The sequence below is a fragment of the Sorangium sp. So ce128 genome (assembly GCF_051525245.1).
Classification (GTDB): domain Bacteria; phylum Myxococcota_A; class Polyangia; order Polyangiales; family Polyangiaceae; genus Sorangium; species Sorangium cellulosum_B.
Window position 1 is genome coordinate 9,976,969 of sequence record NZ_CP150313.1, and the last position, 22,251, is coordinate 9,999,219.

The 22,251-nt window shown below is 71.2% G+C and carries 15 protein-coding genes; 8 read left to right on the plus strand and 7 right to left on the minus strand.

All coding sequences use genetic code 11. The features are described 5' to 3' along the window. Positions 1–229 precede the first annotated feature (229 nt). Positions 230–1,735 carry a carboxypeptidase regulatory-like domain-containing protein gene (locus WME82_RS37830; RefSeq protein WP_438039298.1) on the plus strand — a complete coding sequence of 502 codons (1,506 nt, stop codon included), beginning with the start codon at positions 230–232 and terminating at the stop codon, positions 1,733–1,735. 152 nt (positions 1,736–1,887) lie between these two features. On the opposite strand, the gene WME82_RS37835 is transcribed toward WME82_RS37830, so the two are convergent. Continuing rightward, the gene (locus WME82_RS37835; RefSeq protein ID WP_438039299.1) at positions 1,888–2,382 is read right to left on the minus strand and encodes a hypothetical protein; all 495 of its coding nucleotides are present in this window, start codon (positions 2,380–2,382) and stop codon (positions 1,888–1,890) included. Between the two features lie 653 nt (positions 2,383–3,035). Here WME82_RS37835 and WME82_RS37840 point away from each other — a divergent pair. The 4 genes from WME82_RS37840 (at position 3,036) to WME82_RS37855 (ending at position 10,858) form a co-directional block, all read left to right on the plus strand. Beyond that, entirely contained in the window at positions 3,036–4,016 is a 981-nt protein-coding gene (locus tag WME82_RS37840) for an IS110 family transposase (RefSeq protein WP_438039300.1), read from the plus strand. Between the two features lie 260 nt (positions 4,017–4,276). Beyond that, positions 4,277–8,593 carry a VIT domain-containing protein gene (locus tag WME82_RS37845; RefSeq protein ID WP_438039301.1) on the plus strand — a complete coding sequence of 1,439 codons (4,317 nt, stop codon included), beginning with the start codon at positions 4,277–4,279 and terminating at the stop codon, positions 8,591–8,593. Further along, positions 8,590–9,858, plus strand: coding sequence for a hypothetical protein (locus WME82_RS37850; RefSeq protein ID WP_438039302.1), 1,269 nt, complete (start codon positions 8,590–8,592; stop codon positions 9,856–9,858). The genes WME82_RS37845 and WME82_RS37850 overlap by 4 nt, the downstream gene beginning before the upstream one ends. Before the next feature lie 124 nt (positions 9,859–9,982). Further along, positions 9,983–10,858: a Uma2 family endonuclease gene (locus WME82_RS37855; protein ID WP_438039303.1), complete on the plus strand. Its 876-nt coding sequence runs from the start codon at positions 9,983–9,985 to the stop codon at positions 10,856–10,858. 58 nt (positions 10,859–10,916) lie between these two features. On the opposite strand, the gene WME82_RS37860 is transcribed toward WME82_RS37855, so the two are convergent. The 3 genes from WME82_RS37860 to WME82_RS37870 form a co-directional block, all read right to left on the minus strand. Continuing rightward, positions 10,917–11,819: a dienelactone hydrolase family protein gene (locus WME82_RS37860; protein ID WP_437741361.1), complete on the minus strand. Its 903-nt coding sequence runs from the start codon at positions 11,817–11,819 to the stop codon at positions 10,917–10,919. A 63-nt stretch (positions 11,820–11,882) separates the two neighbouring features. Beyond that, positions 11,883–12,290, minus strand: a complete 408-nt coding sequence (locus tag WME82_RS37865; RefSeq protein WP_438039304.1) for a response regulator — start codon at positions 12,288–12,290, stop codon at positions 11,883–11,885. Positions 12,291–12,689: 399 nt separating this feature from the next. Next, positions 12,690–12,962, minus strand: a complete 273-nt coding sequence (locus WME82_RS37870; protein ID WP_438039305.1) for a hypothetical protein — start codon at positions 12,960–12,962, stop codon at positions 12,690–12,692. A gap of 92 nt (positions 12,963–13,054) precedes the next feature. On the opposite strand from WME82_RS37870, the gene WME82_RS37875 reads away from it, so the two are divergent. The 3 genes from WME82_RS37875 (at position 13,055) to WME82_RS37885 (ending at position 17,559) form a co-directional block, all read left to right on the plus strand. Beyond that, positions 13,055–13,975: a protocatechuate 3,4-dioxygenase gene (locus tag WME82_RS37875; protein ID WP_438039306.1), complete on the plus strand. Its 921-nt coding sequence runs from the start codon at positions 13,055–13,057 to the stop codon at positions 13,973–13,975. A 202-nt stretch (positions 13,976–14,177) separates the two neighbouring features. Next, on the plus strand, positions 14,178–15,461 hold the full coding sequence (locus WME82_RS37880; protein ID WP_438039307.1) for a diaminopimelate decarboxylase: 1,284 nt from the start codon (positions 14,178–14,180) through the stop codon (positions 15,459–15,461). Between the two features lie 91 nt (positions 15,462–15,552). Beyond that, entirely contained in the window at positions 15,553–17,559 is a 2,007-nt protein-coding gene (locus tag WME82_RS37885) for a bifunctional metallophosphatase/5'-nucleotidase (protein WP_438039308.1), read from the plus strand. Positions 17,560–17,694: 135 nt separating this feature from the next. Here the strand turns inward: WME82_RS37885 and WME82_RS37890 are convergent, their stop codons facing one another. The 3 genes from WME82_RS37890 to WME82_RS37900 form a co-directional block, all read right to left on the minus strand. Continuing rightward, positions 17,695–18,258 carry a DinB family protein gene (locus WME82_RS37890; protein ID WP_438039309.1) on the minus strand — a complete coding sequence of 188 codons (564 nt, stop codon included), beginning with the start codon at positions 18,256–18,258 and terminating at the stop codon, positions 17,695–17,697. Between the two features lie 231 nt (positions 18,259–18,489). Then, a complete protein-coding gene (locus WME82_RS37895; protein WP_438039310.1) occupies positions 18,490–19,596 on the minus strand; it encodes a hypothetical protein in 1,107 nt (368 codons plus the stop codon). A 426-nt stretch (positions 19,597–20,022) separates the two neighbouring features. Then, on the minus strand, positions 20,023–22,026 hold the full coding sequence (locus tag WME82_RS37900) for a hypothetical protein (protein ID WP_438039311.1): 2,004 nt from the start codon (positions 22,024–22,026) through the stop codon (positions 20,023–20,025). Positions 22,027–22,251: the final 225 nt, after the last annotated feature.

Here is a 22,251-nt window from a genome sequence, read left to right on the forward strand (position 1 = left end):
TGACTCGGGCGAGAGTTCTACCGTTTCCTATCCGGCGCGGCGCGCGCGTCCGCCGGAAATCACGTGCTCCGGCGCCGAGAAGACGCCGCGCAGGCGCTCCGCCTCGTGGAAAGCCTGTGAAGTAATGTAAAACCTCTTGACGGACCGGGGCTCCGACCTTCTTAGAGGCCCAAGATCGGGCGAGCACGGCCGCGCGCCCGTTCCACTTGTCGTGAAAGGATCCTTGTCGATGAAAACCAGGTTACGCCCCTTGCCCTCTCGCCTGCTCGCGCTCTCTGCCCTTGTCCTTTCGTCCTGCGGAGTCGAGCCGCTCGAGGAGCAGCCATCCTTGGACATCGCCGAGGCTGCGTTGAACGGCGCCGTCGCGATCGCGGGGCACGTCGGCAACGACACCTCGAATGCAGGGATGAGCGGCGTCATCGTCCAGCTCAGCGGCGCTGCGAGCGCGCAGGCCGTCACCGACAGCCACGGCAACTTCCTCTTCACCGGCTTGCCCGCGGGCACGTACACGCTCACCCCGTCCAAGCCGGGCGCGACGATCACGCCGAGCACGGTCAACCTCGGCAGCGTCACGGCCGATCGGATCCAGAGCTTCACCTGCGCCGGCGCCTGCGGCGCGGGCCCGGCCGTCGATCCTTACAAGGAGATCGCGATCGTCGATCCGTCGGTCACGCAGGACGCGCGCACCTGGAACGCGACGGGCGGGCCCTGGAGCTTCCGGTACCTGATCGAGCAGATGACCCCGAGCGGCGTCGATCCTGCGGATTTCGTGGCGGAGTGGCTGGAGGGCTTCCAGCCGCTGACGATCAACGGCTATCCCACGACGAACCGGGGGACGCTCTCGCTACTGAACCTCTGGCCGACGCGGCCGGACGGCAAGCTCGACGTCGCGCAGGCGCCGTTCCGGCTCCTCGGCATCTTCAACCGGACCGACCTGCACGCGAGCGGCAGCGGCGAGGCGCGCTTCGTGTTCGGCATCGTTCCGCCGAATCACTTCATCGGTGGAATGACGGTGATCTTCGAGTACCGCCTGCCGACCAACTCGATCGCGCCGGACCGGCACAGCTGGATTGCCCGCTTCCACGCGCTCGGGCAGCACGCCTTCGGCGCCCAGTACAACCAGGAGCTCCAGGAGATCACGGATCTCTTCACGCAGCGCGGCGCCGAGCGCAGCACGATGGGCAACCCCAACGCGAGCGCGCTCGCCCAGCTCCGCACGAGCGAAGACCTCATGGGTGCTCCCTGGTCGTGGCGGGAGTTCCACCTCGTCCCCGAGCCGACCGGCTACCAGGCCTTCCTTCGGCTCGTGGAGACCGCCCAGACGCCGGACCAGCAGCTCAACGGCGACGCCGGCCTCGAGGCCTTCCTGCTCGCGAACCGCACCGGGATCATCGCCGGCGCGACGCCGCTCGACCCCTCGTTCCTCGGCGGCGAGGCGGAGGGCAACATCGTGCCTTCCGCCACGAAATGGGTCTTCCCCGGCGCGGACGAGCCGCTGCGCCACGCGTTCGCCGGGCAGACCTGCAACGGGTGCCATAACGCCGAGACCCAGCAGCTCGCCACCTTCTATCATGTGGCGCCGTTCGCGACCCCCGGCCCCGACGGCACCGGCGTCCTCTCGAATTTCGTCAAGCAGGTCGAGATCCCGCGGCGGGTGAGCTTCATGCAGAACCGGCTCAGCTGCAGCACCCTCGCGGGGGACTGCTCGCCAGGATCCGAGTCGGTCGCCCCCTGACCGTCCTCAGCGCGATCATCGCGAGCGGCCGCGCACCTCCCAGGCGACGCGAGCGGCGCCGGCGTCTGCGTCGTGTGCAAGAGCCGATCGACTTGCTTGACCCCACTCTTGGGCGTTGGCGGCCCGGGGTGGCGTGTCGAGGCGAGCACCGGTTATTCACAAGTCCAGGCGCCCGCGCGCACGATCATGCCCGTGGCGCAAGCCCATCGCTCCGCCGTGATGGCCTCGATGACGCAGGACGCCGCTCTCGCGTCGATGTCAGGATCCTGTGTCCCGACGGCGCAGCCCATCTCATCGAACTTGACCGCGATCCCAGCGCCGCACGGAAAGTTCGTGGCGATGACGCAATCCTCGCCGATCTCCAGCAGGTGCTCCGCCGCAACGTCTTCGGAGGTGTCTCCAGCTTCGCAGAACACCGGGCGCTCTGCGCAGGGCGTGAGGCCCTCGAGCGGGATGGGATCGAACTCTCCCTCCGAAGCGATGATCCCACCGAAGTCCGGGTCCCGGGCGCCGCCCCGGCCTCCCGTGCCGCCCGAGACGTCCGGAACACCCGTGCCGCCGGCGCTGACGCCTGCCTCCGGGTCGCTCGCTTCACAGCCGAGACAGCTCACGACGGGAATTACAAGCAATCGATGTGTCCATTGCATGGACAGAGCATAGAGAGCTTCCATGCGGAGCACAACGCGACCCGCCGCGTAGGATCCCCCGCCCCAACCCAGGTTGGGGCGACCCGGCCCCGCGGTTGGGCGAGGCGAGTCACGTCGCGGATTTCCCCCTGAATAGGCGGCCTGTTTCATGGAGATATAGAGAGGTCCCTGGCCCTCCAAAAGCGCTCGCCGCGCCTGACCCGCGGGGCGCGAGGTGGCATGAAGCGCCGGTCGGATGGAGAGGAAGATTTGAACGCAAAGACGCAAAGGCGCAAAGACGCCAAAAGACAAGAGGGAATATTCTCCTCCTTCGCTCCCTTGGAGCGCCGGCGTTGCAATCTTCTCCTGGCGCCTTCGCGAGCTTTTCTCTCTTCTCTTGGCGTCTTTGCGCCTTTGCGCCTTGTATGTTCCGCGAGCGTTCTGGATCCACGTCGTCGTCGTACCGAGGGGGGGCCGGGGGGGAGACCGGCAACCTGTGGATTTGTGGACAATTTCGCGGCGAGCCGCCACAAAGCTACGCGTGGCAGACCGTTCGCGCCTTGGTCTTGAGGCCGTCGCAAAGCATGGGTCGCCACGCCGTAGGTCCTGGATAAGCCCGCACGGCTGCCTGAGGCATAGCTCGCATCGTTCGCAAGGATGGGCTTCTGGGGCTGATGTTTCCGCGTTTCAGTGAGGGAAAGGTCGACGTGTCCACGTTCGTAGGGATCGATGTCTCGAAGGAGCACCTGGACTGGGCCGTTCATGGCTCCAGCGCAGGGGGGCGGCTGGCGCATGACGAAGAGGGCCTGCAGGCGCTGGTGGACCAGCTACGCGAGCTGTCGCCGACGCTCGTCGTGCTGGAAGCTACCGGTGGGCTGGAGATGCCGGTGTTGGCGGTGCTGAGCGTCGCGGCCGTGCCCGTGGCGGTGGTCAACCCGCTCCAGATCCGCAACTTTGCGCGCGCCACCGGCCGGCAGGCGAAGACCGATCGGCTCGATGCCAAGTGCATCGCGCACTTTGCCGCCGCCGTGCAGCCGCCGCTGACGCCGATGCCCGAGGCCACGACGCTGGAGCTGGAGCTGCTGCTGGCGCGCCGGCGCCAGTTGATCACCATGCTGGTGGCCGAGAAGAATCGGCTCTCGGGCTTGGTTGGGCCCCGCCGCGTCGCGCGCGTCGTCAGCAGCATCAACCGCATCATCGAGACGCTCGAAAAAGAGCTGAAAAAGCTCGACGACGAGCTCAAGGACAAGATCGAAAAGAGCCCGCTCTGGCGCGCCAAGGACGAGCTGCTGCGCTCGGTCCCCGGCGTCGGGCCCGGCACCTCGCGCACGCTGCTGTTCGACCTGCCCGAGCTGGGCACGCTCAACCGCAAGCAGATCGCCGCGCTCGTGGGCTTGGCTCCGTTCAACCACGACAGCGGCAAGATCAAGGGGCGCCGAGCTATCTGGGGTGGACGAGCCTCGGTGCGATCGATGCTCTACATGGCGAGCGTCGCCTGCATGCGCTTCAACCCCGTGATCCGCGCCTTCTACGACCGGCTGAAGACCGCCGGCAAGCCTACGAAGGTCGCCCTCACGGCGTGCATGCACAAGCTGCTCACCATCCTCAACGCGATGGTGAAGGCGAACCGACCCTGGCAGGTCGCCGCCGCTTGACAAAGAACACGGCTGCTTTGCGTTCAAATCTTCTTCTCTTGGCGTCTGGGCGGCTCGCAGCTCGTCCCCACACCAGGCGGCAGCCGGATGCGCGCCGCTCGCCGTCCCGCTCCGGCTTGGGGCTACGCTTCCTCCGCGCTTTCCCGTTACGATGACCAGCGCGATCGCTTCGGTAGATCGCCGGGGGGGCATGAGACGTCTGCATGCGGCCCCGCGCTGGGCTCCCGGGGGCGAGGGCCACCGCGGCGAGGAGGTCTTGGATGTCGTCGCACGAACAGGTAGAGCCGGCCGATACGCCGGCAGAAGAGGGCGCAGCGAGGGCGGGGGCCGAGCTTGCGCGCCGCAGGCGCGGCCTGCGCTTCCGGCTCGCGCTCGGGGCGCTCGCGCTCGCCGCCAGCGTGACAGCGCTCGTCTTGACCCACGAGACGAAGCCCGAGAAGACCAGCGCCATCGGCGCGCGGCTCGAGCTGTCCTCGGGGGAGGTCACGCTCGCGGCGAACGCTCAGGGCGAAAGGAAGTCGACGGTGGTGTCCGGGATCCCGGTCCCGGTCGGGGCGAAGCTCGCGACCGGAAAGGGCGCGCGGGCGCTCGTCCGGCTCGCCGACGGCTCGACGGTGTTCCTCCGCGCAGACTCGGAGATCGCGCTCCGCGCAGAGGGGCTCTCGATCGCCCAGGGCGAGGTCTGGCTCGACGCGCCGCCCGAAGGGCGCGGCGGGCTCTCGCACGCGCTCGGGGACGTCAACGTCTCGGCGGCCGACGCCGGCCTGTCGATGAGGCGCTCGGGCGACGCCGTGAGCGTGTACGTGGCGCGCGGGCTCGCCGTCGTCGCGGCCCCCGGCGGGCGCGTCGAGGTGCACGCAGGGGAGCAGGCGACGGTCGCCGGCAGCGCCGCGCCCAAGGTGGCGCCGCTCGCCTACTGGGAGGACTGGACCGGAGGCATGGGCGACCACCGGCCGCTCGCAGGCGAAGGCAGCGGATCCGGCCAGATCTACGGCGTCGACCTGCAGGGCGCCCCCGGGACGCAGGCGCGCACGCTCGAGATCAGCCGGCAGGCCGTGCGGGCCGTCCTGCGCGACGGCATCGCCGAGACCGAGGTGGACCAGACCTTCTCGAACCCGGGCGGACGCCAGGTCGAGGGCTGGTACTGGTTCACCGTGCCCGAGCGGGCGATCGTGAGCTCGTTCGCCGTGGAGACCAACGGCGTGCTCGTCGAGGGCGAGGTCATCGAGCGGAAGGAAGCGGCGCAGCGGTACCAGACCGCCGTGCAGACCGGCCACGAGCCGGCGCTGCTCGAGTGGGTCGACGGGCACAGCTACCGCGCCCGCATCTTCCCCGTGCCCGCCAGCGGCTCCCGGCGCGTCGTGCTGCGCTACGTGGAGATGCTCAGCGCGCCATCAGGTAAGCTTGATTACGTTTATCCGATGCGCGCGAGCGAGCCTGTGCAGATCGGCGAGTTCTCCCTGTCCGTGGATCTCGGCCAGGCCGGCCAGGGGCTGCAGATCGCGACGCTCGCCGACGCGGTGATCGAGGACGGCGGGCGGCGGGTGAGCATGCGGCGGAGCGGCTACGAGCCGCGCGCGGACTTCCAGCTCGAGGCCTCGGTCAAGGTGAAGCCGTCGCCGCTGCGGGTGTCGCGCTTCGCCGCGGGCGAGGACCGCGCGGACTACGTGATGGCCAGGTACGTGCCCGACGTGGACTGGGCCGAGCTCGCGGAGCTGCCCGCCGACCTGGTCGTCGTGGTGGACACGTCGGCGTCGGCCGATGAGTCGGCGCGGCAGCAGAAGGCGGCGGCCGCCGAGGCGATCCTGCGGGCGATGTCGCCGTCGGACCACTTCGCGCTGATCGCGCTCGACTCGGCGCCGGCGGTCCTGCACCCGAAGGACGGGCTGGCCGAGGCGTCGGACAAGGAGATCTCCGCCGCGCTCACGCGGCTGGCCGAGCACGCGACGGGGGGCGCGACCGACCTCGGCGCGCTGTTCGAGTCGGCGCTCGGGCGGGTGCACGGCAAGGAGCAGCCGGCGGTCATCTACATCGGCGACGGGCTCGCGACGAGCGGCGAGGTGACGGGCGCGCGCCTCGCGGAGCGGCTCCGGCGCTCGCTCACGGGCTCGCGCGCGCGCTTCTTCACGGTCGGCGTCGGCGAGAACTCGAACCACGCGCTGCTCCGCGAGCTCGCGCGCGCCGGGGGAGGACAGGCGTTCCGGATCGACGAGGCCGAGGGCTCGACGTCCGAGGTGCTGCGCCTCGCCGGCGCGATCAAGACGCCGACGATCACCGATCTCGCGATCGACCTCGGCGCGGGGCTCGACGAGCCGATGCTCACCGCGAGCGGCAAGGTGTCGCGCGGCGAGGAGGTGGTGCTGCTCGCGCGCACGCACCACGCGCTGCCCACGAAGGCGATCGTGAAGGGGCGGCTCGCCGGGAAGGAGTACACCCGCGAGCACCCCATCGAGCTCGATCGGGGCGTCGGCGCGGCGCTGGTGCCGCGCTTCTGGGCGGCCGAGAAGATGCGGCGGCTGCTCGCGGACGGCGACGACATCGAGGCGCACCGGGGCAAGGTGGTCGAGCTCGGGCTCGACTACGGGCTGATCACGCCGTTCACGAGCACGCTGGCGCTCGAGAGCGAGCAGGCCTACGTGAACCAGGGGATCCGGCGGCGGCGCTCGCCGCTCCGGGGCGAGCGGCTGACGGCGCTCACGCCCCAGCGAGAGCGCGAGCTCGCGGCGCTGCTCGCGCCGCCCTCCGCGGCGGTCGCCGCCGGGTGCTCGAGGAGCGAGCCGAGCGCGGCCTACGAGGAGAGCTCGGCGAAAGAAGGCGGCTACGGCGCGAGGGCGCAGGCGGCGGCGCCAGCGCCGGCGATGGCGCCGGCGATCGCGGAGCAGGGCAACGAGCGGGACCAGAGCCTCAAGGGAGATGTCGCCGCGCCCGGCGCCACGCTGGCGGCCCCGCCCCCTGCGCCCGAGGCGGCGCGCCCGGCCGAGGAGGCGGAGCAAGAGCCCCTGCGGCAGAAGCAGGAGGCCGCGGCGAACCAGCCGGCCACCCCCCGCCCGCCGGCTGCGCCCATGAGCGCACCGGCGGCCGACAAGCCGTCCGAGCTCGCCACGATCGGCTCGACCGGCTTCAAGCGCGCGACGGGCGGCGGCGGTGCGATCACGCCGTCCGACGCCATCCCGCGCCTGGAGAAGGCCCGCAAGACAGCGCCCGCGGCGGTGCGCCCCGCTTCCCGGACCTCCCCGTCGCCGAGGCGCCCGCAGGTCGCGATGGCGCCGTGCAGCGACACCGCGCGGCGGCCGCTCGCCGAGCGCATCGTCGTCTGGTCGAAGCGCCTCGCCCGCGCCACGACGGCGGAGCAGCTCATCGCGCGCTACGAGGGCGCGCTCACGACCTGCGAGCTGCCGGACTGGCGATCGAGGGCCGCTCTCCTCTCGCTCCTCCAGGCGAGGGTGTCCACCGAGGGCGGCGCCGAGGCGCTGCTCGCCCGGTTCGCCGGCGAGCCCGAGGCGCAGCGGTTCATCGCGCACGCGCTCCTCAGGCGGAGCGTGGACCCCGCGATCTCCGCGGCGGTGCGGCGCACGCTCTTCGGGGGCGTCGATCCCAGGACCAGCTGGGCGCTCCTCGACGAGCGGCTCGCGGCGCTCCCGGCGGTGGACGAGCGGCTCGCGCTGGTGCGGCAGGCGCTCACCGACCGGCCCGACGATCCGGAGGGGGAGATCCGGCGGGTGCGCCTGCTCGCGGAGGCGGGCCGGAAGGACGAGGCGCTCGCCTACGGGCGGCGGCTGCGCGACCGCGGCTTCATGAGCCCGGCGCTCGCGCTCGATCTCGGCGACGTGCTCGCGTCGAGCGGCTTCGAGGCGGACGCGCTGCGCACGTACTCGGAGGTCGTCGAGTTCGATCCGACGAGCCCCGCGTCGCGCGCGATGCTCGGCGACGTCTACCTCCGGCACGGCTGGTACGCGGCGGCGTACCGCCAGTACACGACGCTCACGGACCTCGCGCCGGCCGAGCCCCAGGGCTGGCTGCGGCTCGCCGCGGCGGCCGCGGGCAGCGGGCGCGTCGACGAGGCGCTCCGCATCCAGCGCAAGGTCGCCGCCGCGGAGGGCACGCCGGGGCCCGACGATCCGCGCGCGTGGGCGCGGCTCCTGTCGGCGGCGCGCATCGGCCGGCTGCTCGCCGGGGGCGGCGGCGCGGCCCCCGCGGCCGGCGCCGAGGCCGAGAGCCTCGCCCGCAAGCTGAAGGAGCTCCAGCTCTTCAGCGGCCCCGGGGCGCTGCGCGTCGTGCTCTGGGAGGACTACGCCGCGGAGCTCGCCCTCGCGGCGCGGGACGGCCAGGTGGACGCGGCGCTCGGCGACGGCACCTTCGCGCCGGCGGTCGGGCTCGCGGCGGTGCAGCTGCCCGCCTCGGAGCTCGCGCGCCTCGAGTGGCGCGTCCGGTTCCGCAGCGATCCGCCGGGGAGGGACGTGCGCTTCGTTGTGACGACGATCGTGTGGGACGGGGCGTCGTTCCAGGTGACGAGCGCGCCGGGGTCGATCGGCGCGAAGGACCGGGAGGTCGCGCTGGCGAGCGGCGCGCTGCCATGATCGACGTCTCGCTGCTCGGCTGGCTCCTCGTGACGCTGACGTCGCCGCTGTCGCTCGTCCTGCTGCTCGTGGCGCTCGGCTCGGTGGCCTACCTCGGCGTGACGGCGCTCGAGGCCGCGCCCCGCCAGCGCGGCGCGCGCGCGGTCGGCACGGGCGCGGCGGCCTGCGCGCTCGCGGCCGGGATGGTCGGGCTGCGCGTGGGCGCGGGCGCGGGCGCGGCCGTCCCGACGGCCGCCGTGGGGATCGCCGCCGCGGCCGCGCTCGGGGCGACCGCGGCGTGGGCGTGGACCTTCGGCGCCCGCGCCGCGGCCGCGCTCGGGGCGGCGCGGGCCCGCCGGAGCGCCGCGGCGCTGCGGGCCGGCGACGAGCGGCGCCGGCTGCTCGCGGCGAGCCAGCGCGCGTACGCCGAGGGAGACGACCTCGCCGCCGAGACGGCGGCGGCCGACGACGCCGTCGCGCGGCTGCGCGCCGCGGTGGGCGCGCTGGCCGGCGCGCGCGCCGCGCTCGAGGCGAAGCGCGCCGGCGCGCAGGACGCGCCGCCATCGGAGGAGCGACCGGAGGCGAGCGCGCTCGCCGAGGACCTCGCGCGCGCGTGCGACGAGGCCGCGCTGAAGCTGTCGATGGGCCAGCGGGTGCTCGCCGCCGCGGAGGCCGCGGCGCTGCGGATCGCGTGCAACGCGCCGCTCCGGCGGCTGCTGCGGCGGCGGCCGCGCGAGGCGACGCAGGCGCTCGCGACCCTGGGCGCGGGCGCGCTCGCGCCGGCGGCGGCGTCGATCGAGGCGTTCCTCGGCGAGGTGCGGGCGGCGCGCGCCGAGGTCGTGGAGATCGCGGAGCGGCGCGCGCCGGGCGCGCCCGGTGCGCCCGGTGCGCCCGGCGAAGACGGCGCGACCGGCCCAGAGGGAGCGGAGGGCCCGGCGGCGCTCGCGTTGCGCGAGCTCGCCGCGATGGAGTCGGCCTACGGCGCGCTGCTCGAGCGGCTGCGCCTGGCGGAGCTCCACGCTTCGGCGCGCGCCTCTGTCGAGCAGGTCGAGAGCGCCGCGGGCGCGCTCTCCGCGACGGCGAGGGCGGCTGCGATCGATCCGGGGGCGATCGGCGCGCTCGTGACGGAGATAGCGCGCGCCGAGTCGGCCGTCGCCGCCGCCGCGCCGGAGGCCGGGGGCTCGCGCGCGCTCGCCGAGGCGCTCGCCGCGGGCTCGGTGGCGCTCGATCGGAGCGACGCGACGTCGCTGGCGGAGCTCATCGCAGCGCTGCGCGAGCTCCGCTGAGGCGATGAGCGACGGCCGCCCCTGAAAATCACACGCAAAACGATGCCTGGCCGTAACGGGTCACCTTGGCGCCCGGCGCCCTGGGAGCCTCCCCGAGCGAGGTGGGTTGAGCTAGGCTTCGCGTGTGGTTCAGGCCCTCCCCACCGGCTATCTCTTCGACCCTGCGGACCCGCGCGCGCCGACGAGCGAGCAGTGGGCGCGGATGACCCCGGCCGAGCGCGCGCGCGTCGTCGACATGCTCCCCGCCGAGGTCCCGCTGGAGCTCATGCCTCCCGAGGGAGACCCGCACCGCAAGGCGAAGCGCGACGCGCTCGACGCCCTGGACGGCTTCTTCCGCCGCAGCGCCCGCAAGATCTATCTCTCTTCCGAGCTCGCCGTCTTCTACCCCGGCGAGCCGCGGTTCGCGCCCGACCTGCTCGCCGTGATCGACGTCGAGCCCCACGAGCGCATGCGGTGGGTGGTCGACCACGAGGGCAAGGGGCTCGATCTCGTGATCGAGGTCCACGTGGCCGGCAGCCGCACGAAGGATCACCAGCTCAACGTCGACCGCTACGCCCGGCTCGGCATCCACGAGTACTTCCTCTTCGACCGCGCCCGCCTGCGCCTGCACGCCTACAGGCTGCCCGCCGCCCAGGAGAGCGACCCGTCACGCCCGCGCGCCTACCAGCGCATCGTGCCTCAGGCTGGCCGGTTCGCCTCCGAGGTGCTCGGCCTCGATCTGCTGCTCGACGGCACGCGCCTCCGCTTCTTCGCGGGCAACGCCCTTCTCGAGGACGCCGATGAGAGGATCGCCCGCCTTGGCGGGATGCTCGATCAGGTCATCTCCCACCAGGAGGAAGCGCAGCGCGTCGCCGAGGAGCTGGCCGCGGAGCTCGACAGGGAGCGGCGCCTGCGCGAGGAGGAGCAGCGCCTGCGCGAGGAGGAGCAGCGCCTGCGCGAGGAGACAGAGAAGCAGCTGGCGCAGGCGCGCGCGGAGATCGAGCGGCTCAAGTCCCGCTGAGCGCCTGGCCGGCGAGGAGGATGGCCGCCTGAGCCCTCCTCGCCAGCCACGCCGCTCCTTACCCCTTCAGCTTCGCCGCCAGGAACCGCCGCGCCTTCTCCCACGCGTCCGCCGCGGCCTTCGTGTTGTACCGCTCTCCCGACGGGTTCGCGAAGGCGTGGTCGGCGTCGTACCGGAGCACCCCGTGCTCGATGCCCGCGTCGTGGAGCGCCTTGTCGAAGTCGTTGACGACCTCGGGCGGGATGCCCTTGTCCTGGTTGCCGAAGATGCCGAGCACGGGCGCCTTGATCGCCTTGAGCTGCGCGGGGTCGGTGACGAGCCGGCCGTAGTAGATCACGGCCGCGTCGAGCTCGGGCTCGTTCAGCGCGAGCTTGAGCGACCACGCGCCGCCGAAGCACCACCCGATCGAGGCCGTGCGCGGCGCGAGGACGCGCGCGTCCGTCGTGAGGAAGCGGTGCGCCGCGCGCACGACCTCGATCCCCTTCGCCTCGTCGACCGCCTTCATCGCCGCCATCGCGTCGTCCGGCGTGGTCGCTACCTTGCCGCCGTAGAGGTCCACGGCGAGCGCCGCATATCCGTCCTCGGCGAGGCGATCGGTCCAGTGCTTGATGTGCTCGTTCAGGCCCCACCACTCGTGGATGACGACGACGCCCGCGATCGGCGGCTTCGCGTCCCGCGGCAGGCTCAGGTACGCCTTCGTGCCCGCCACCTCGACCGTCTGTCCTCGCGCGGGCGGGGCCTTGTCCGCCCTGAGCTGGTGGAGGGCCTTGAAGTCCTCCTCCGAGAGCAGCCCGGTCGGGCCGACTTCACCGGGCGCGCCGGACGACGCCGGCGCCGGCGCGGCGGCCGCGGGCGGCGGCTCGACGCGGGGCGCGGGAGACGAGGCAGAGCAGGCGGTCGCGACGAGCAGCGCCAGCGGCGCAGCCACGCGGAAGCGGCGTAGGTGGGACAGGAGCGTCATGGCGCGCACCCTACCAGCTCGGAGCGGTGCGCCGGAAGCTCCGCCGCGAGGCGTCGCGCCCGCCTACGTCGCGACGCGCAGGCCCAGCTGGCTCGACGCGACCCCCCGCCGGACGGCGGACGCCAGCGTATCCGGGGCGAACGGCTTGGCGACGAACGCATGGGCGCCGAGCCGGAACGCCCGCTCCCGCTCGCGCGGCGAGGACCTCGACGAGACGATGACGACCGCGACGTCGCGATGGTGCCGGCTCTGCCGGATGAAACGGATGAGCTCCAGGCCGTCGATGTCCGGCAGGTGGATGTCGATGATCACCGCGTCGTAGGCGCCCCCGTGCATCCGCCGGAGCGCCTCGAACCCGCTCGCCGTCTCGGCGACCTCGACCGCCGGCCCGAGCTCAGGCGCCCCCTCGAGCGCCGCTCGCATGTAGGTCCGCATCGCGGCGGAGTCGTCGATGAGGAGGATGCGGGTCATGCAGGGGGTCCGGCTCGAGCTCTCGAGGGGGCGCCTAGTACACCACAAACGGCAAAATCAGAAGCGTTTGTCGGCCTTCCGACAGGAGAGCGCGTCCCCGGCGGCGCCCCTGACCCCTCCACGCCCGCCTGCGCGCTGGTCAGGTGCCCCGCGGCGGCCTCCGAGGACCGGCCTGGCCCCTCCTCGAGCCCGTGCCGTGATCACATCGGCGCGTTCCGGGAATTCGTCTGAGTCACACAGGAAACCTTGTGCGCTCCGCGCGCACTGCACTTCTTCGCCAGAGCTGCTTCGATGAGAGCCCTGGCTCTGCCACGATAGAGCTGGACGGGGCGAGTAAAGAGACGATTTGCGGTACGTCGCTCCGCTACCGCGCACCTCGGCGCGTCGCCCGGTTCTTGCTTAGGAGGGCCAAGCCCGTATGTCCTTGAAGCACTGTCTCACCGTGAACAACGGGTGGGGCAGCCTGTCCTCGGGCAGCTTCGGTACCCGTGCTCTCCGACCCATCCTCGGCGCGCTCATCCCGTCGCTCGTCATGGTGGCGCGCCAGTCCGAGACCGGGAGCAGCGATGACGCGCCCGATGACGACGACGCGGCGTCGACGAGCGCCTCCTCGGCGACCAGCGGCGCTGGCGGCGTCGACCACGGCCCCACCGTCAGCCACGGCGCCAGCATGGGCAGCCCCGGGGCGGGACGCCGCTCCCTCTCCTGTCAAGCCAGGGTGATTGCACGGGTCAGATCAGCGACTCATCGAAGGAGACCGTTGTATGCGTAATAGCCAAGGAGCCGTGCCGCGAGAGCTGCTCGACTGGGTCTTCAACCGTCGGCAGCCCCTCGTCAAGCTCGGGGCGTTCGCCATCACCAAGCCCGTACTCGTGTCCTGCAGGGAGGACGACGAGAGGGGCGGCGACCTGAGCGGGAGCGGCACCGGCGGCGGAGAGGGCACGTGGAGCGGCCCTGGTAGCTCGGGCAGCTGCACCGCCGGCCCCTTCGCCACCAGCTCGAGCAGCGCCGGCGGCGGCGTGGGCGCAGGCGGCGCCGACGCGCTGGATCCGTCGATCTTCAAGGGCGCCGGCAGCTGCCGAGTGACCGCCACGGACATCGGGGGTCCGTTCTTCATCGACGACAGCGAGATCCCGAACGACATCAGCCTGTTTCGCAGCGACATCCGGGACAACCACCCCGGCTGCGAGCTCCGGCTCTATGTCCGCCTGCTCGACGCCCGGAACAACCACGAGCCCATCCCCGACGCCGAGGTCTACATCTGGCACTGTGACGCGGATGGGCAAACCAGCGGCCTCGAGCATCAGAGCCCCTCCACGCCGTCCACGGGCGCGGCCGAGCACACGCCGGAGAGCCAGGATCGGTTCTGCCGCGGCGTGCAGCTCTCGGACCGCAACGGGATCGTGGGCTTCAAGTCGATCTATCCCGGGTCGGACGCGGGGCGGCCGGTCCACGTCCACATGGTCGCTCGCATCAACGGAGCCACGACCAGGCTGATCACGACGCAGCTCTATTTCGACGCGGACCTCAGCGCGGAGGTCTTCCAGAAGGAGCCAGCCTACGCGGCTCACTCGGCGAACCTCCCGGCGTCCAGCCTCAATCCGCCGCCTGGCAAGGTGGTCATGCCGACCACGTACACCTCGGGGCTGATCACCAGCATTCTCAACATCATCGTCGATGCCTGAGCGCACGGGTGTCTCGCCCAGGGGGCAGCGCGTCACGCCCTCGGCTCGACCCGGGCCCCCCTCGGCGAGCCGGGACCGCGCCTGCCCGCTGCCTGTTGAACGTCACGAAATTTCGAGGAAACAGGGCACCTCTGCGGTTCGCCGCGCCGGCGCGGGGCGGACAATCGCCCTCCGGGGCGCCAGACTGCGGTAGGGAGGTTCCATGAGCGACACGGATCGGCTGGATCCCGGGAGCATGGCGCGCGCGTTCCGCGAGGCGCGGCGCCGCGGGATGGATGTGGAGCCGGCGGTCCTGTTCCACGACCTCGGGCGCATGCGGGCGCGCATCGGACGGATCGGCGCGGCGTTTCCGCCGGGCGCCCTCCACACAGTCGCGATCAAGGCGAACCCCCTCGTCGAGGTCCTGCGGGCGGCGGTCGACTGCGGCGCGGGGCTCGAGGCGGCCTCGCTCGAGGAGGTGAAGCTCGCGCTCGCCGCCGGCTGCCCGCCCGACCGCATCGTCTACGACTCTCCCGCGAAGTCCCGCGCCGACATCGCGGAGGCCCTCCGCCTGGGCGTGCGGCTCAACGCCGACAACCTCGACGAGCTCGGACGCATCGACGAGCTCGTCGGCCACGGGGGGGCGGCCAGCCGCATCGGGCTGCGCATCAACCCGCAGGTCGGGGCCTCCAGCATCGCCCTGACCAGCGTCGCGGATCGGCGCTCCAAGTTCGGGGTCCCCCTCGAACAGGCGGACGCGGTGCGCGCTGCCTTTGCGCGGTACCCGTGGCTCGCAGGGCTGCACGTGCACGTCGGCTCGCAGGGGTGCGCGCTCTCGCAGCTCATCGACGGGATCGGCCGCGTCGAGGCGCTGCGCCAGGAGCTCCGGCGCGCGATGGGCCCGCTCGCCGCCGGGACCATGGATATCGGCGGCGGTCTGCCGGTCGCCTACCGGAGCACGGACCGCCCCCCGGCGCTCGAGGACTACGCGGCCGCGCTGCGGCGCGAGGTGCCGACGCTCTTCGAGGAGGAGACCACGCTGATCACGGAGTTCGGGCGCTGGATCCAGGCGGGCTGCGGCTTCGCGGTCTCGCGGGTGGAGTACGTGAAGAAGGACTCGGCCGGGCGCACCGCGATCCTTCACCTCGGAGCCGACTTCCTGCTGCGCCGCGCGTATCACCCGGACGACTGGCACCATGACTTCATGGCGCTCGATCCCGAGGCCGAACCCAAGGGGGGGCCGCTCTCGCCGTGTACCCTCGGCGGCCCGCTCTGTTTCGGCGGCGACGTGCTGGCCCGCGAGCTCGCGTTTCCGGAGCTGTCGCCCGGCGATCTCGTGCTCATCCGCGACACGGGGGCTTACACGCTGAGCATGTGGTCCCGCCACTGCAGCCGCGGCATCCCTGCTGTGCTCGGCGTCGACGCCGACGACCTCCGGGTCCTGCGCGAGCGCGAGCTGCCAGAGGACGTCGTCGCGTTCTGGAGCCGCGGCCGCGGCCGGCCATGAGCCCGCCGCGCGGCGTTCACATGGCCGTTTCCAGGCGAATCCAGCATGTGGCACCATGGAGCGGCGAGCGCTGCGACGTGGAGGAGCACAGATGAAATCGAGCGGAGCTTCCTGGGTCCTCGGGCGATGCGCACGAGCGTGGCGGGTCACGCTCCTCGGAGCCGCGCTGTGCGTGCCACCCGTCGCCAGCGCGGGCTGCGGCGATGACGAGGCGACGACCACCGCCTCGGTGTCCAGCGGCAGCGGCGGCGCGACGGGTACCAGCTCGGGCGGCGGCGCTGCCGGCTCGGGCGGCTCCGGTACCGGCGGCTCAAGCGGCTCCGGCGCGGCTGGCTCAGGCGGCTCCGGCGCGGCTGGCTCAGGCGGCTCCGGTGCCGGCGGCTCGGGTGGCTCCGGCGCGGCTGGCTCCGGCGGCGCTGCCGGCGCCGGTGGTTCCGGTGGCACCGGCGGCTCGGATGGCACCGGCGGCTCCGGCGGCGACACCGTGAGCGTGCAGATCATCGCCTTCAACGACTTCCACGGCAACCTGGAGCCCCCTACAGGCAGCAGCGGCAGGATCACCGTACCTGCCACACCCACCAACACCACCGTGGACGCCGGCGGCGTCACTTACCTGGCGTCCCGCGTCGCCGCGCTCCGCGCCGCGAATCCGAACACCGTGGTGGTCTCGGCCGGTGATCTCATCGGCGCGAGCCCGCTGGTGTCGGCGCTCTTTCATGATGAGCCCACGATCGAGGCCATGAACCTCCTCGGCCTCGACATCAACGGCGTCGGCAACCACGAGTTCGACAAGGGCACAGCGGAGCTCCTCCGGATGCAGTACGGCGGGTGCAGCCCGGCCGACGGCTGCACGGACGGCACCTTCTTCCCGGGCGCGAACTTCAAGTTCCTCGCCGCCAACGTCGTCGTGGACACGATGAGCGGCAGGACGCTCTTCCCGCGCTACGACATCCGCGAGTTCGACGGCGTGAAGGTCGCTTTCATCGGCATGACGCTCGAGGACACGCCGTCCATCGTGACGCCGATCGGCGTCGCGGGGCTGTCGTTCATGGATGAGGTCGACACGGTGAACGACATCGTCCCGGAGCTCCAGGCGCAGGGCATCGAGGCGATCGTCGTGGTGCTCCACGAGGGAGGGCTCCCCACCGGCCTCTTCAACGAGTGCCCGGGCCTCTCCGGCCCCATCATCGACATCGCCACGAACATCGACCCCGCCGTGGACGTGATCGTCACAGGGCACACCCATCAGGCGTACAACTGCATCCTCGGCGACAAGATCGTGACGAGCGCGGCGTCGTTCGGCCGTCTGGTGACGGACATCGATCTGGAGATCAGCAAGAGCACGGGCGACGTCACGGCGAAGACGGCGAACAACGTCATCGTGACGCGCGAAGCGCCCGACGCGGACGTGAGCACCCTGGTGACGCGCTACAAGGATCTCGCGGCGCCGCTGGCCAGCGTGCAGGTCGGCACCATCACCGCGATTCTCGACCGCGCGGTCCCGGCCATGGGCGCCGGGCTGTTCACGATGGGCGCGGTGATCGCCGACGCCCAGCTCGCCGCCACGCGCGACGCGAGGACCGGCGGGGCCGAGATCGCGTTCATGAACCCGGGCGGCATCCGCGCGGACCTCACTTACGCGGCCTCTGCCACCGAGGTCAGCGACGGGGTGGTCACGTTCGGTGAGGTGTTCACGGTGCAGCCCTTCGGCAACAGCCTGGTCGTGATGACCCTCACGGGGGCGCAGATCGACACGCTGCTGGAGCAGCAGTTCCGGCTGGACACGGGGGGCGTGCGGCAGAGCCTGATCCTGCAGATCTCGAACGGCTTCACGTACACCTACAGCCAGAGCGCGCCCATCGGCGCGAAGGTCGACATCGCCTCGATCCAGATCAACGGCGTCCCGATCGAGGCGGCGCGGACGTACCGGGTGACGGTGAACAGCTTCCTGGCGACGGGCGGCGACGGCTTCACCGTGCTCAACGACGGCACCGATCGGCTCGGCGGCGCGCTGGATCTGGACGCGCTGCGGGACTACTTCGCGGCGAACTCGCCCATCTCCCCGCCCGCGCTCGACCGGATCACGGTCGTGCCCTGATCGGGCTTCCTGGAGCTGCCGAGGTTGACGGCCGCGCTCGACTTCACGCGATAGAACGGCGGCTGGCTGGAGGACGCGGGCAGGGTCACGCCCTCCGGCCGACGAGCTCTCTGAAGGGGCGCGAAAGCTCGCCCCCTAGCTGCGCGGCCTTCGTGCGTAGAGGAAGCGTGCATAGCCGATCTCGGCGGCGTTCTTCGTGAGCTCGACGTTGGCCCACGCGACGACGTCACCGAACGGGCGGTCCTGGAAAGGCCATCGCGTCCGCCGTGTCGAGCGCAGGTCGTCGTCGGTCACCTGCTCGATCGCCGCTCGCCACTGGCCCTGAAGCCCTCCGAGCCACGCGCGCACGTCGCCGGCGTTGCCAGGCCACGTCACGTTCTCGCGGGTGAGAGCGCCGTCGCCGAAGGCGTGGTCGAGCACCATGGACCACCAGAAGCCGAGATGCCACGTCAGCCACGCGATGCTCGGCGGGCCGAGATCGTAGCCCTCGTGCTCCGGCCAGTCGGCGCGCCACTTGCCATCGGGGGTTTGACGAACGTGCAACCCCTGGTCAGCAGGGCGCCACAAGCACTCTTCGGTGGAGAGCCCGTCGAGGTGAAAGCTGGTGAGCTGCCAGGCTATCTCGAACTGCCGGATCAAGTAGCCGCCGACTTCGCTGGCCATCGGCGACGGAGCGGCGTCAGGGCCATCACGTCTCATGGCCCCGACCCTAGCATGCCTGCCGTCCCTCTCCCTGCCCGCGCACGGAGACGAACGCGTGATGCTACTTCAAGGAGGCGCGTGCGGGATCCCCGTGGCCTCGAGACGTTCTCATGAGCGAGGTCTCGCCGAACGGACATCCTCGACCGGCGAGGAGCGCCCGTCAGAGCGGCTCGAACGCGCCCGCCGGTCGGCCGACGCAGCCGTGGGAAGGGAGCGAGCCCGCTCTGCCTAGCCGGGATTCACCGCGATCTGCATCTGGGCGATCACGATGTCCCCTTCCATCACGGCCTTGGCACGAAGGCCGCTGTTGCCAGCCTCGTCGGCCTTGATGGCGCCCTGGTAGTAATTCGCCAGGTTGCCGGTGGTGCGCGCCTTGTACGGCTCGTACTTGGTATGAACGGAGTCGGTGAAGGCGGGATCGAAGTAGAATTGCGTCGTGAAGATGTGGTCTCCACCCTGGTACGTGGTGCGACCCTTCGACATCGATCCCTTCTTGAAGCAGACGAAGTGGATGTGAACGTCGCGGCCGTTGTACCAGCCGGGGAAGATGCTCCTGAACGAGACGACGCCGTTCGCGTCCGTGGTCTGCACGCCGCGACAGAAACGGTCCGTGTTGGTGAGATCGTTCTGACCCGGCCTGCCCGCGTAGGGCGCGTCGGGCTTCTGCTCGTTGGCAGCACCCCTGGTCCCGAAGCCGCTGTAGAACCCCTGCCCGTCCGTGTGCCAGATGTAGACGTCCACGTCGGCCAGGCCTACGCCCTTGCCATCGCAGTCGGGCGCGCTCAGGTCGACCACGCGCAGGTGGAGGTGCATCTCCACACCTTCTGGCGCGCTCTCATTGTAGCGACCACGGATGTCCTGTCGGACCAGGGAGATGTCGTCGTTCTTCTCGAGCTCGTGAATGAAGAAGGGGCCCTGACCGGCGCCGTCCGTCTTGTTGATCGCCCTGCACATCGGCACGTTGTCGAACGGCGGCGCCTCGAGGCCGTCGCCGCCGCCGCTGCCGCCGCTACCTCCCGCGCCTCCCGCGCCCGGCTCGGAGCCTCCCTCGCCCGAGCCGCCCGTGCCTGCCGTGGTGGAGGTGGCCGGTCCCGCGCCGCTCGAGCTCGACGTGGTGGTGGCGGGGTCGGACCCGCCGCCTCCGCTACCCGAGGCCGTGGTCCCACCGCCCCCGGAGCTCGCAGAGCCTCCGCCGGCGCCGCTGGGGTCATCCGACTCGCCGCCGTCTCCGCACGACACGGTGACGGCAATCACTCCCAGCCCCAGGAGCGCCTGCCGCCGGTCAACGACCTTGAACAACGGGCCCTGGGTCTCGGTATCTCGTTCCTTGCTCATAAAGCAGCTCTCCTCAGGTGGTCGATGACCTGTCCGTCCGGCGGACAAGGCGCCGAAAAGGCGGCAACATCTTCCCAAGAACGGCGACAGTAAAGCATGGCGGCGCGGGGCGTGGAAGACGGGACCCGAGCTGATTCCACATTCCCGCCTTCATGTAGTTATCCTCCGCTGTTTCACGCGCATCGGCGCGTCAGGTATCGAGGGTGACAGGGGCCTGCACGCCACCCCGGATCCACGTGCGAAGAACCTCGATCAACGCCGGGAATCCCATGGCTCAGGCCGGCATCGGTTGCTTGTTGCTCGTCGCCTGGGAGAGGGCGCCGCAGGCAGCGGCTGTGCAGTAAGACGAGGCATCCTTCGATGCATGAGTGCGTTGTGGATACAGCGCACTTTTCCAGGAGGGAGGCGAATCGCGCAAGCGACCTTTCACCGCACGATCGCGGGCCGGGGTGGCCACACCATCCGCTGCTCGGACGCGAGCGCTGGCGAACGATGGATGGCGGGCGGCGCCGCGAACGACGCCTCCGACGTGCCGCCGCCGGCCGCGGTCTTCTTCGGCCACCAGTCCATGCTGAGGTGGATGTGGTGGTGGTGATACGGCCACCCCTCGCCGTACGCCATCCGGTCCGAGAAGCTCGCGAGCTCGTCGTCGGTGATCTTCCGCCGATCCCGGGCCGGAAGGGCGTTCAGCTTGGCCGCGGTCCTCGACAGGAACGGCGCGAGGACCTTGTCCACGCCGATGACGCGCGTGCGGGGCGAGCGGAACAGCCTGGCCATGAAGAACGCCTCCCGCTCGAGGTCGACGATGTGCTTCCGCTTCGCCGCCGAAGAGCAGTACCCGTCCTCGTGCTTCGACCCGTCTCCGCAGATGATCTCCCCATCGTTCGATCCGTCCGTCTGGAAATAGGCGATGTCGATGTTGCCACCCTGGTCGTGCGTCGACTGGGGGTGACGTGGGCTGTCGACGTCGTAGCCGGGCGTGACGCCGTTGATCTGGCAGACGTCGATCAGCGAGAGCGGCGTCGTGCCCGGGAACGCATGCAGCGTCTCCGCGAGGGCGTCCCGGACGAGCATGATGAGCTCGCGCCGAGCAAAGCGGTAATTGCTGAACGTCTCCCAGATGTAACCGCCGCCGACCACCGAGTCGTCGGGGTCGGGGAACGGGAACGGCAAGAGCCCGCCGCCGCGCTCGCCGAAGCCGGCGCACTCGTCGAACGAGAAGCCGGCGTCCACGCAGCTCGGGCCGTCGACATACGGAGTCGACGTCACGTCCAGGCCATAGACGTTCTGCGCGCCGTCGTGGCCGACGACCCGGACGAAGTACTCGGCGCCACCCCGCTCGGAGTAGAACCCGTAGAACTCGGTGTCCGTCTCCTGATCGCGGTACGCGTACGGGTACTGCGCGCCGTCGCGCGAGCCGAGCAGGCGGCCCACGCCGTCATAGACCACCAGATCGATGTCCCCGGCGGCCTGACGGAACCGGATGCCCACGCGGACGATGGTCCGCTCCGGCACCACGATCTTGAGCCAGTCCTCGTCCCCCTCGCAGAGGGTGAGGTCCTTCGTGACGCCCATGGGCGCTGCCACCGCTGCTCCCAGGTCGTCGTTGGGCTCGAGGGCGTCGCCCTCGGCGCCGCAGGCGGAGGGGCCCTTGCGGCACTCGCCGCCATCGCAGGAGCTGCCCTCCGGACACCAGCCGGACGGGACGTCGGGTGAGCACGCGACATCGTCCGATACGCAGAGCTCCCCGAGGCAGGTCGTGCCCTCCGGGCAGGTCGACGCGACGTCGCAGCCGGCGAAGCAGGCCGACCTGCCCTCGCCGTCGACGGTGTGACACACGTAGCCAGGCCGGCAGTCGAGATCGCTGCCGCAGGTGTTCATGCACACCGGCGAGCCGCCCTCCGCCGCGGGGAAGCAGCCCGCGCCTGGCCCGCACTCGTCATCGCTCTCGCAGTCGAAGGCGAGGCAGTACCCCTCCACCCAGCCGTTCGGCGCCGCGGGATCCTCGTCACGATAGCAGGTCGCGCCGCGCAGCGAGCACGCCTCGTCGGCGTCGCAGGCCGCGCCGATCTCCCCGGCGCCGACCGTATCCTCCGCGCACGCCGCGCCGCAGGCCGCGTTGCACCCGTCGCCGCGCCGAGGAGAGCACAGGCCATGACGGCTCTGCACGCCATCGCAGGTCTCTGGATCATAGAGGGGATAACACACCCCCGAGTCGGTCAGGATGTCCGTGTTGAAGCAGCGAGAGCCGGGCGCGCAGCCCTGCTCGCTGTTCGACGCCGTACACAGCCCCTCCGCGCGCTGCATGCAGATGCCGAGCATGCAGACGGCCGCCTCGCCGTCGCAGTCCGCATCGCAGCTGCAGCTCGCGCCGACGGGGAGGCGCTTCTGGCTCGCCCCGCCGCTCTGCATCTCGCTGTCGACCGCCAACTCCGAATCCCATGGGTCCACACCACACGCTTCCAGAGAACCCATGAGCGCCGGCACCACCACGAAGAGCCATCGCCAATGTAGATCCATGCCACCCTGCCTAGTGAGGAGTGCGAGACCGCACCTGTCGAGCGTTCTAGTCACAGGCGAGGGGTAACTGGTTATTGAAAAGAGCGTATGAGTCACGCGGGATACCCCGCGCGAAGATATTCCCAGCTTCGCAGC

What these genes read in the sequence shown, in the direction of transcription:
- WME82_RS37830 (WP_438039298.1), top strand. Translation starts at nt 230, where the DNA reads ATGAAAACCAGGTTACGCCCCTTGCCCTCTCGCCTGCTCGCGCTCTCT.
- WME82_RS37835 (WP_438039299.1), bottom strand. Translation starts at nt 2,382, where the DNA reads ATGCAATGGACACATCGATTGCTTGTAATTCCCGTCGTGAGCTGTCTC.
- WME82_RS37840 (WP_438039300.1), top strand. Translation starts at nt 3,036, where the DNA reads ATGTTTCCGCGTTTCAGTGAGGGAAAGGTCGACGTGTCCACGTTCGTA.
- WME82_RS37845 (WP_438039301.1), top strand. Translation starts at nt 4,277, where the DNA reads ATGTCGTCGCACGAACAGGTAGAGCCGGCCGATACGCCGGCAGAAGAG.
- WME82_RS37850 (WP_438039302.1), top strand. Translation starts at nt 8,590, where the DNA reads ATGATCGACGTCTCGCTGCTCGGCTGGCTCCTCGTGACGCTGACGTCG.
- WME82_RS37860 (WP_437741361.1), bottom strand. Translation starts at nt 11,819, where the DNA reads ATGACGCTCCTGTCCCACCTACGCCGCTTCCGCGTGGCTGCGCCGCTG.
- WME82_RS37865 (WP_438039304.1), bottom strand. Translation starts at nt 12,290, where the DNA reads ATGACCCGCATCCTCCTCATCGACGACTCCGCCGCGATGCGGACCTAC.
- WME82_RS37870 (WP_438039305.1), bottom strand. Translation starts at nt 12,962, where the DNA reads ATGCTGGCGCCGTGGCTGACGGTGGGGCCGTGGTCGACGCCGCCAGCG.
- WME82_RS37875 (WP_438039306.1), top strand. Translation starts at nt 13,055, where the DNA reads ATGCGTAATAGCCAAGGAGCCGTGCCGCGAGAGCTGCTCGACTGGGTC.
- WME82_RS37880 (WP_438039307.1), top strand. Translation starts at nt 14,178, where the DNA reads ATGAGCGACACGGATCGGCTGGATCCCGGGAGCATGGCGCGCGCGTTC.
- WME82_RS37885 (WP_438039308.1), top strand. Translation starts at nt 15,553, where the DNA reads ATGAAATCGAGCGGAGCTTCCTGGGTCCTCGGGCGATGCGCACGAGCG.
- WME82_RS37890 (WP_438039309.1), bottom strand. Translation starts at nt 18,258, where the DNA reads ATGAGACGTGATGGCCCTGACGCCGCTCCGTCGCCGATGGCCAGCGAA.
- WME82_RS37895 (WP_438039310.1), bottom strand. Translation starts at nt 19,596, where the DNA reads ATGAGCAAGGAACGAGATACCGAGACCCAGGGCCCGTTGTTCAAGGTC.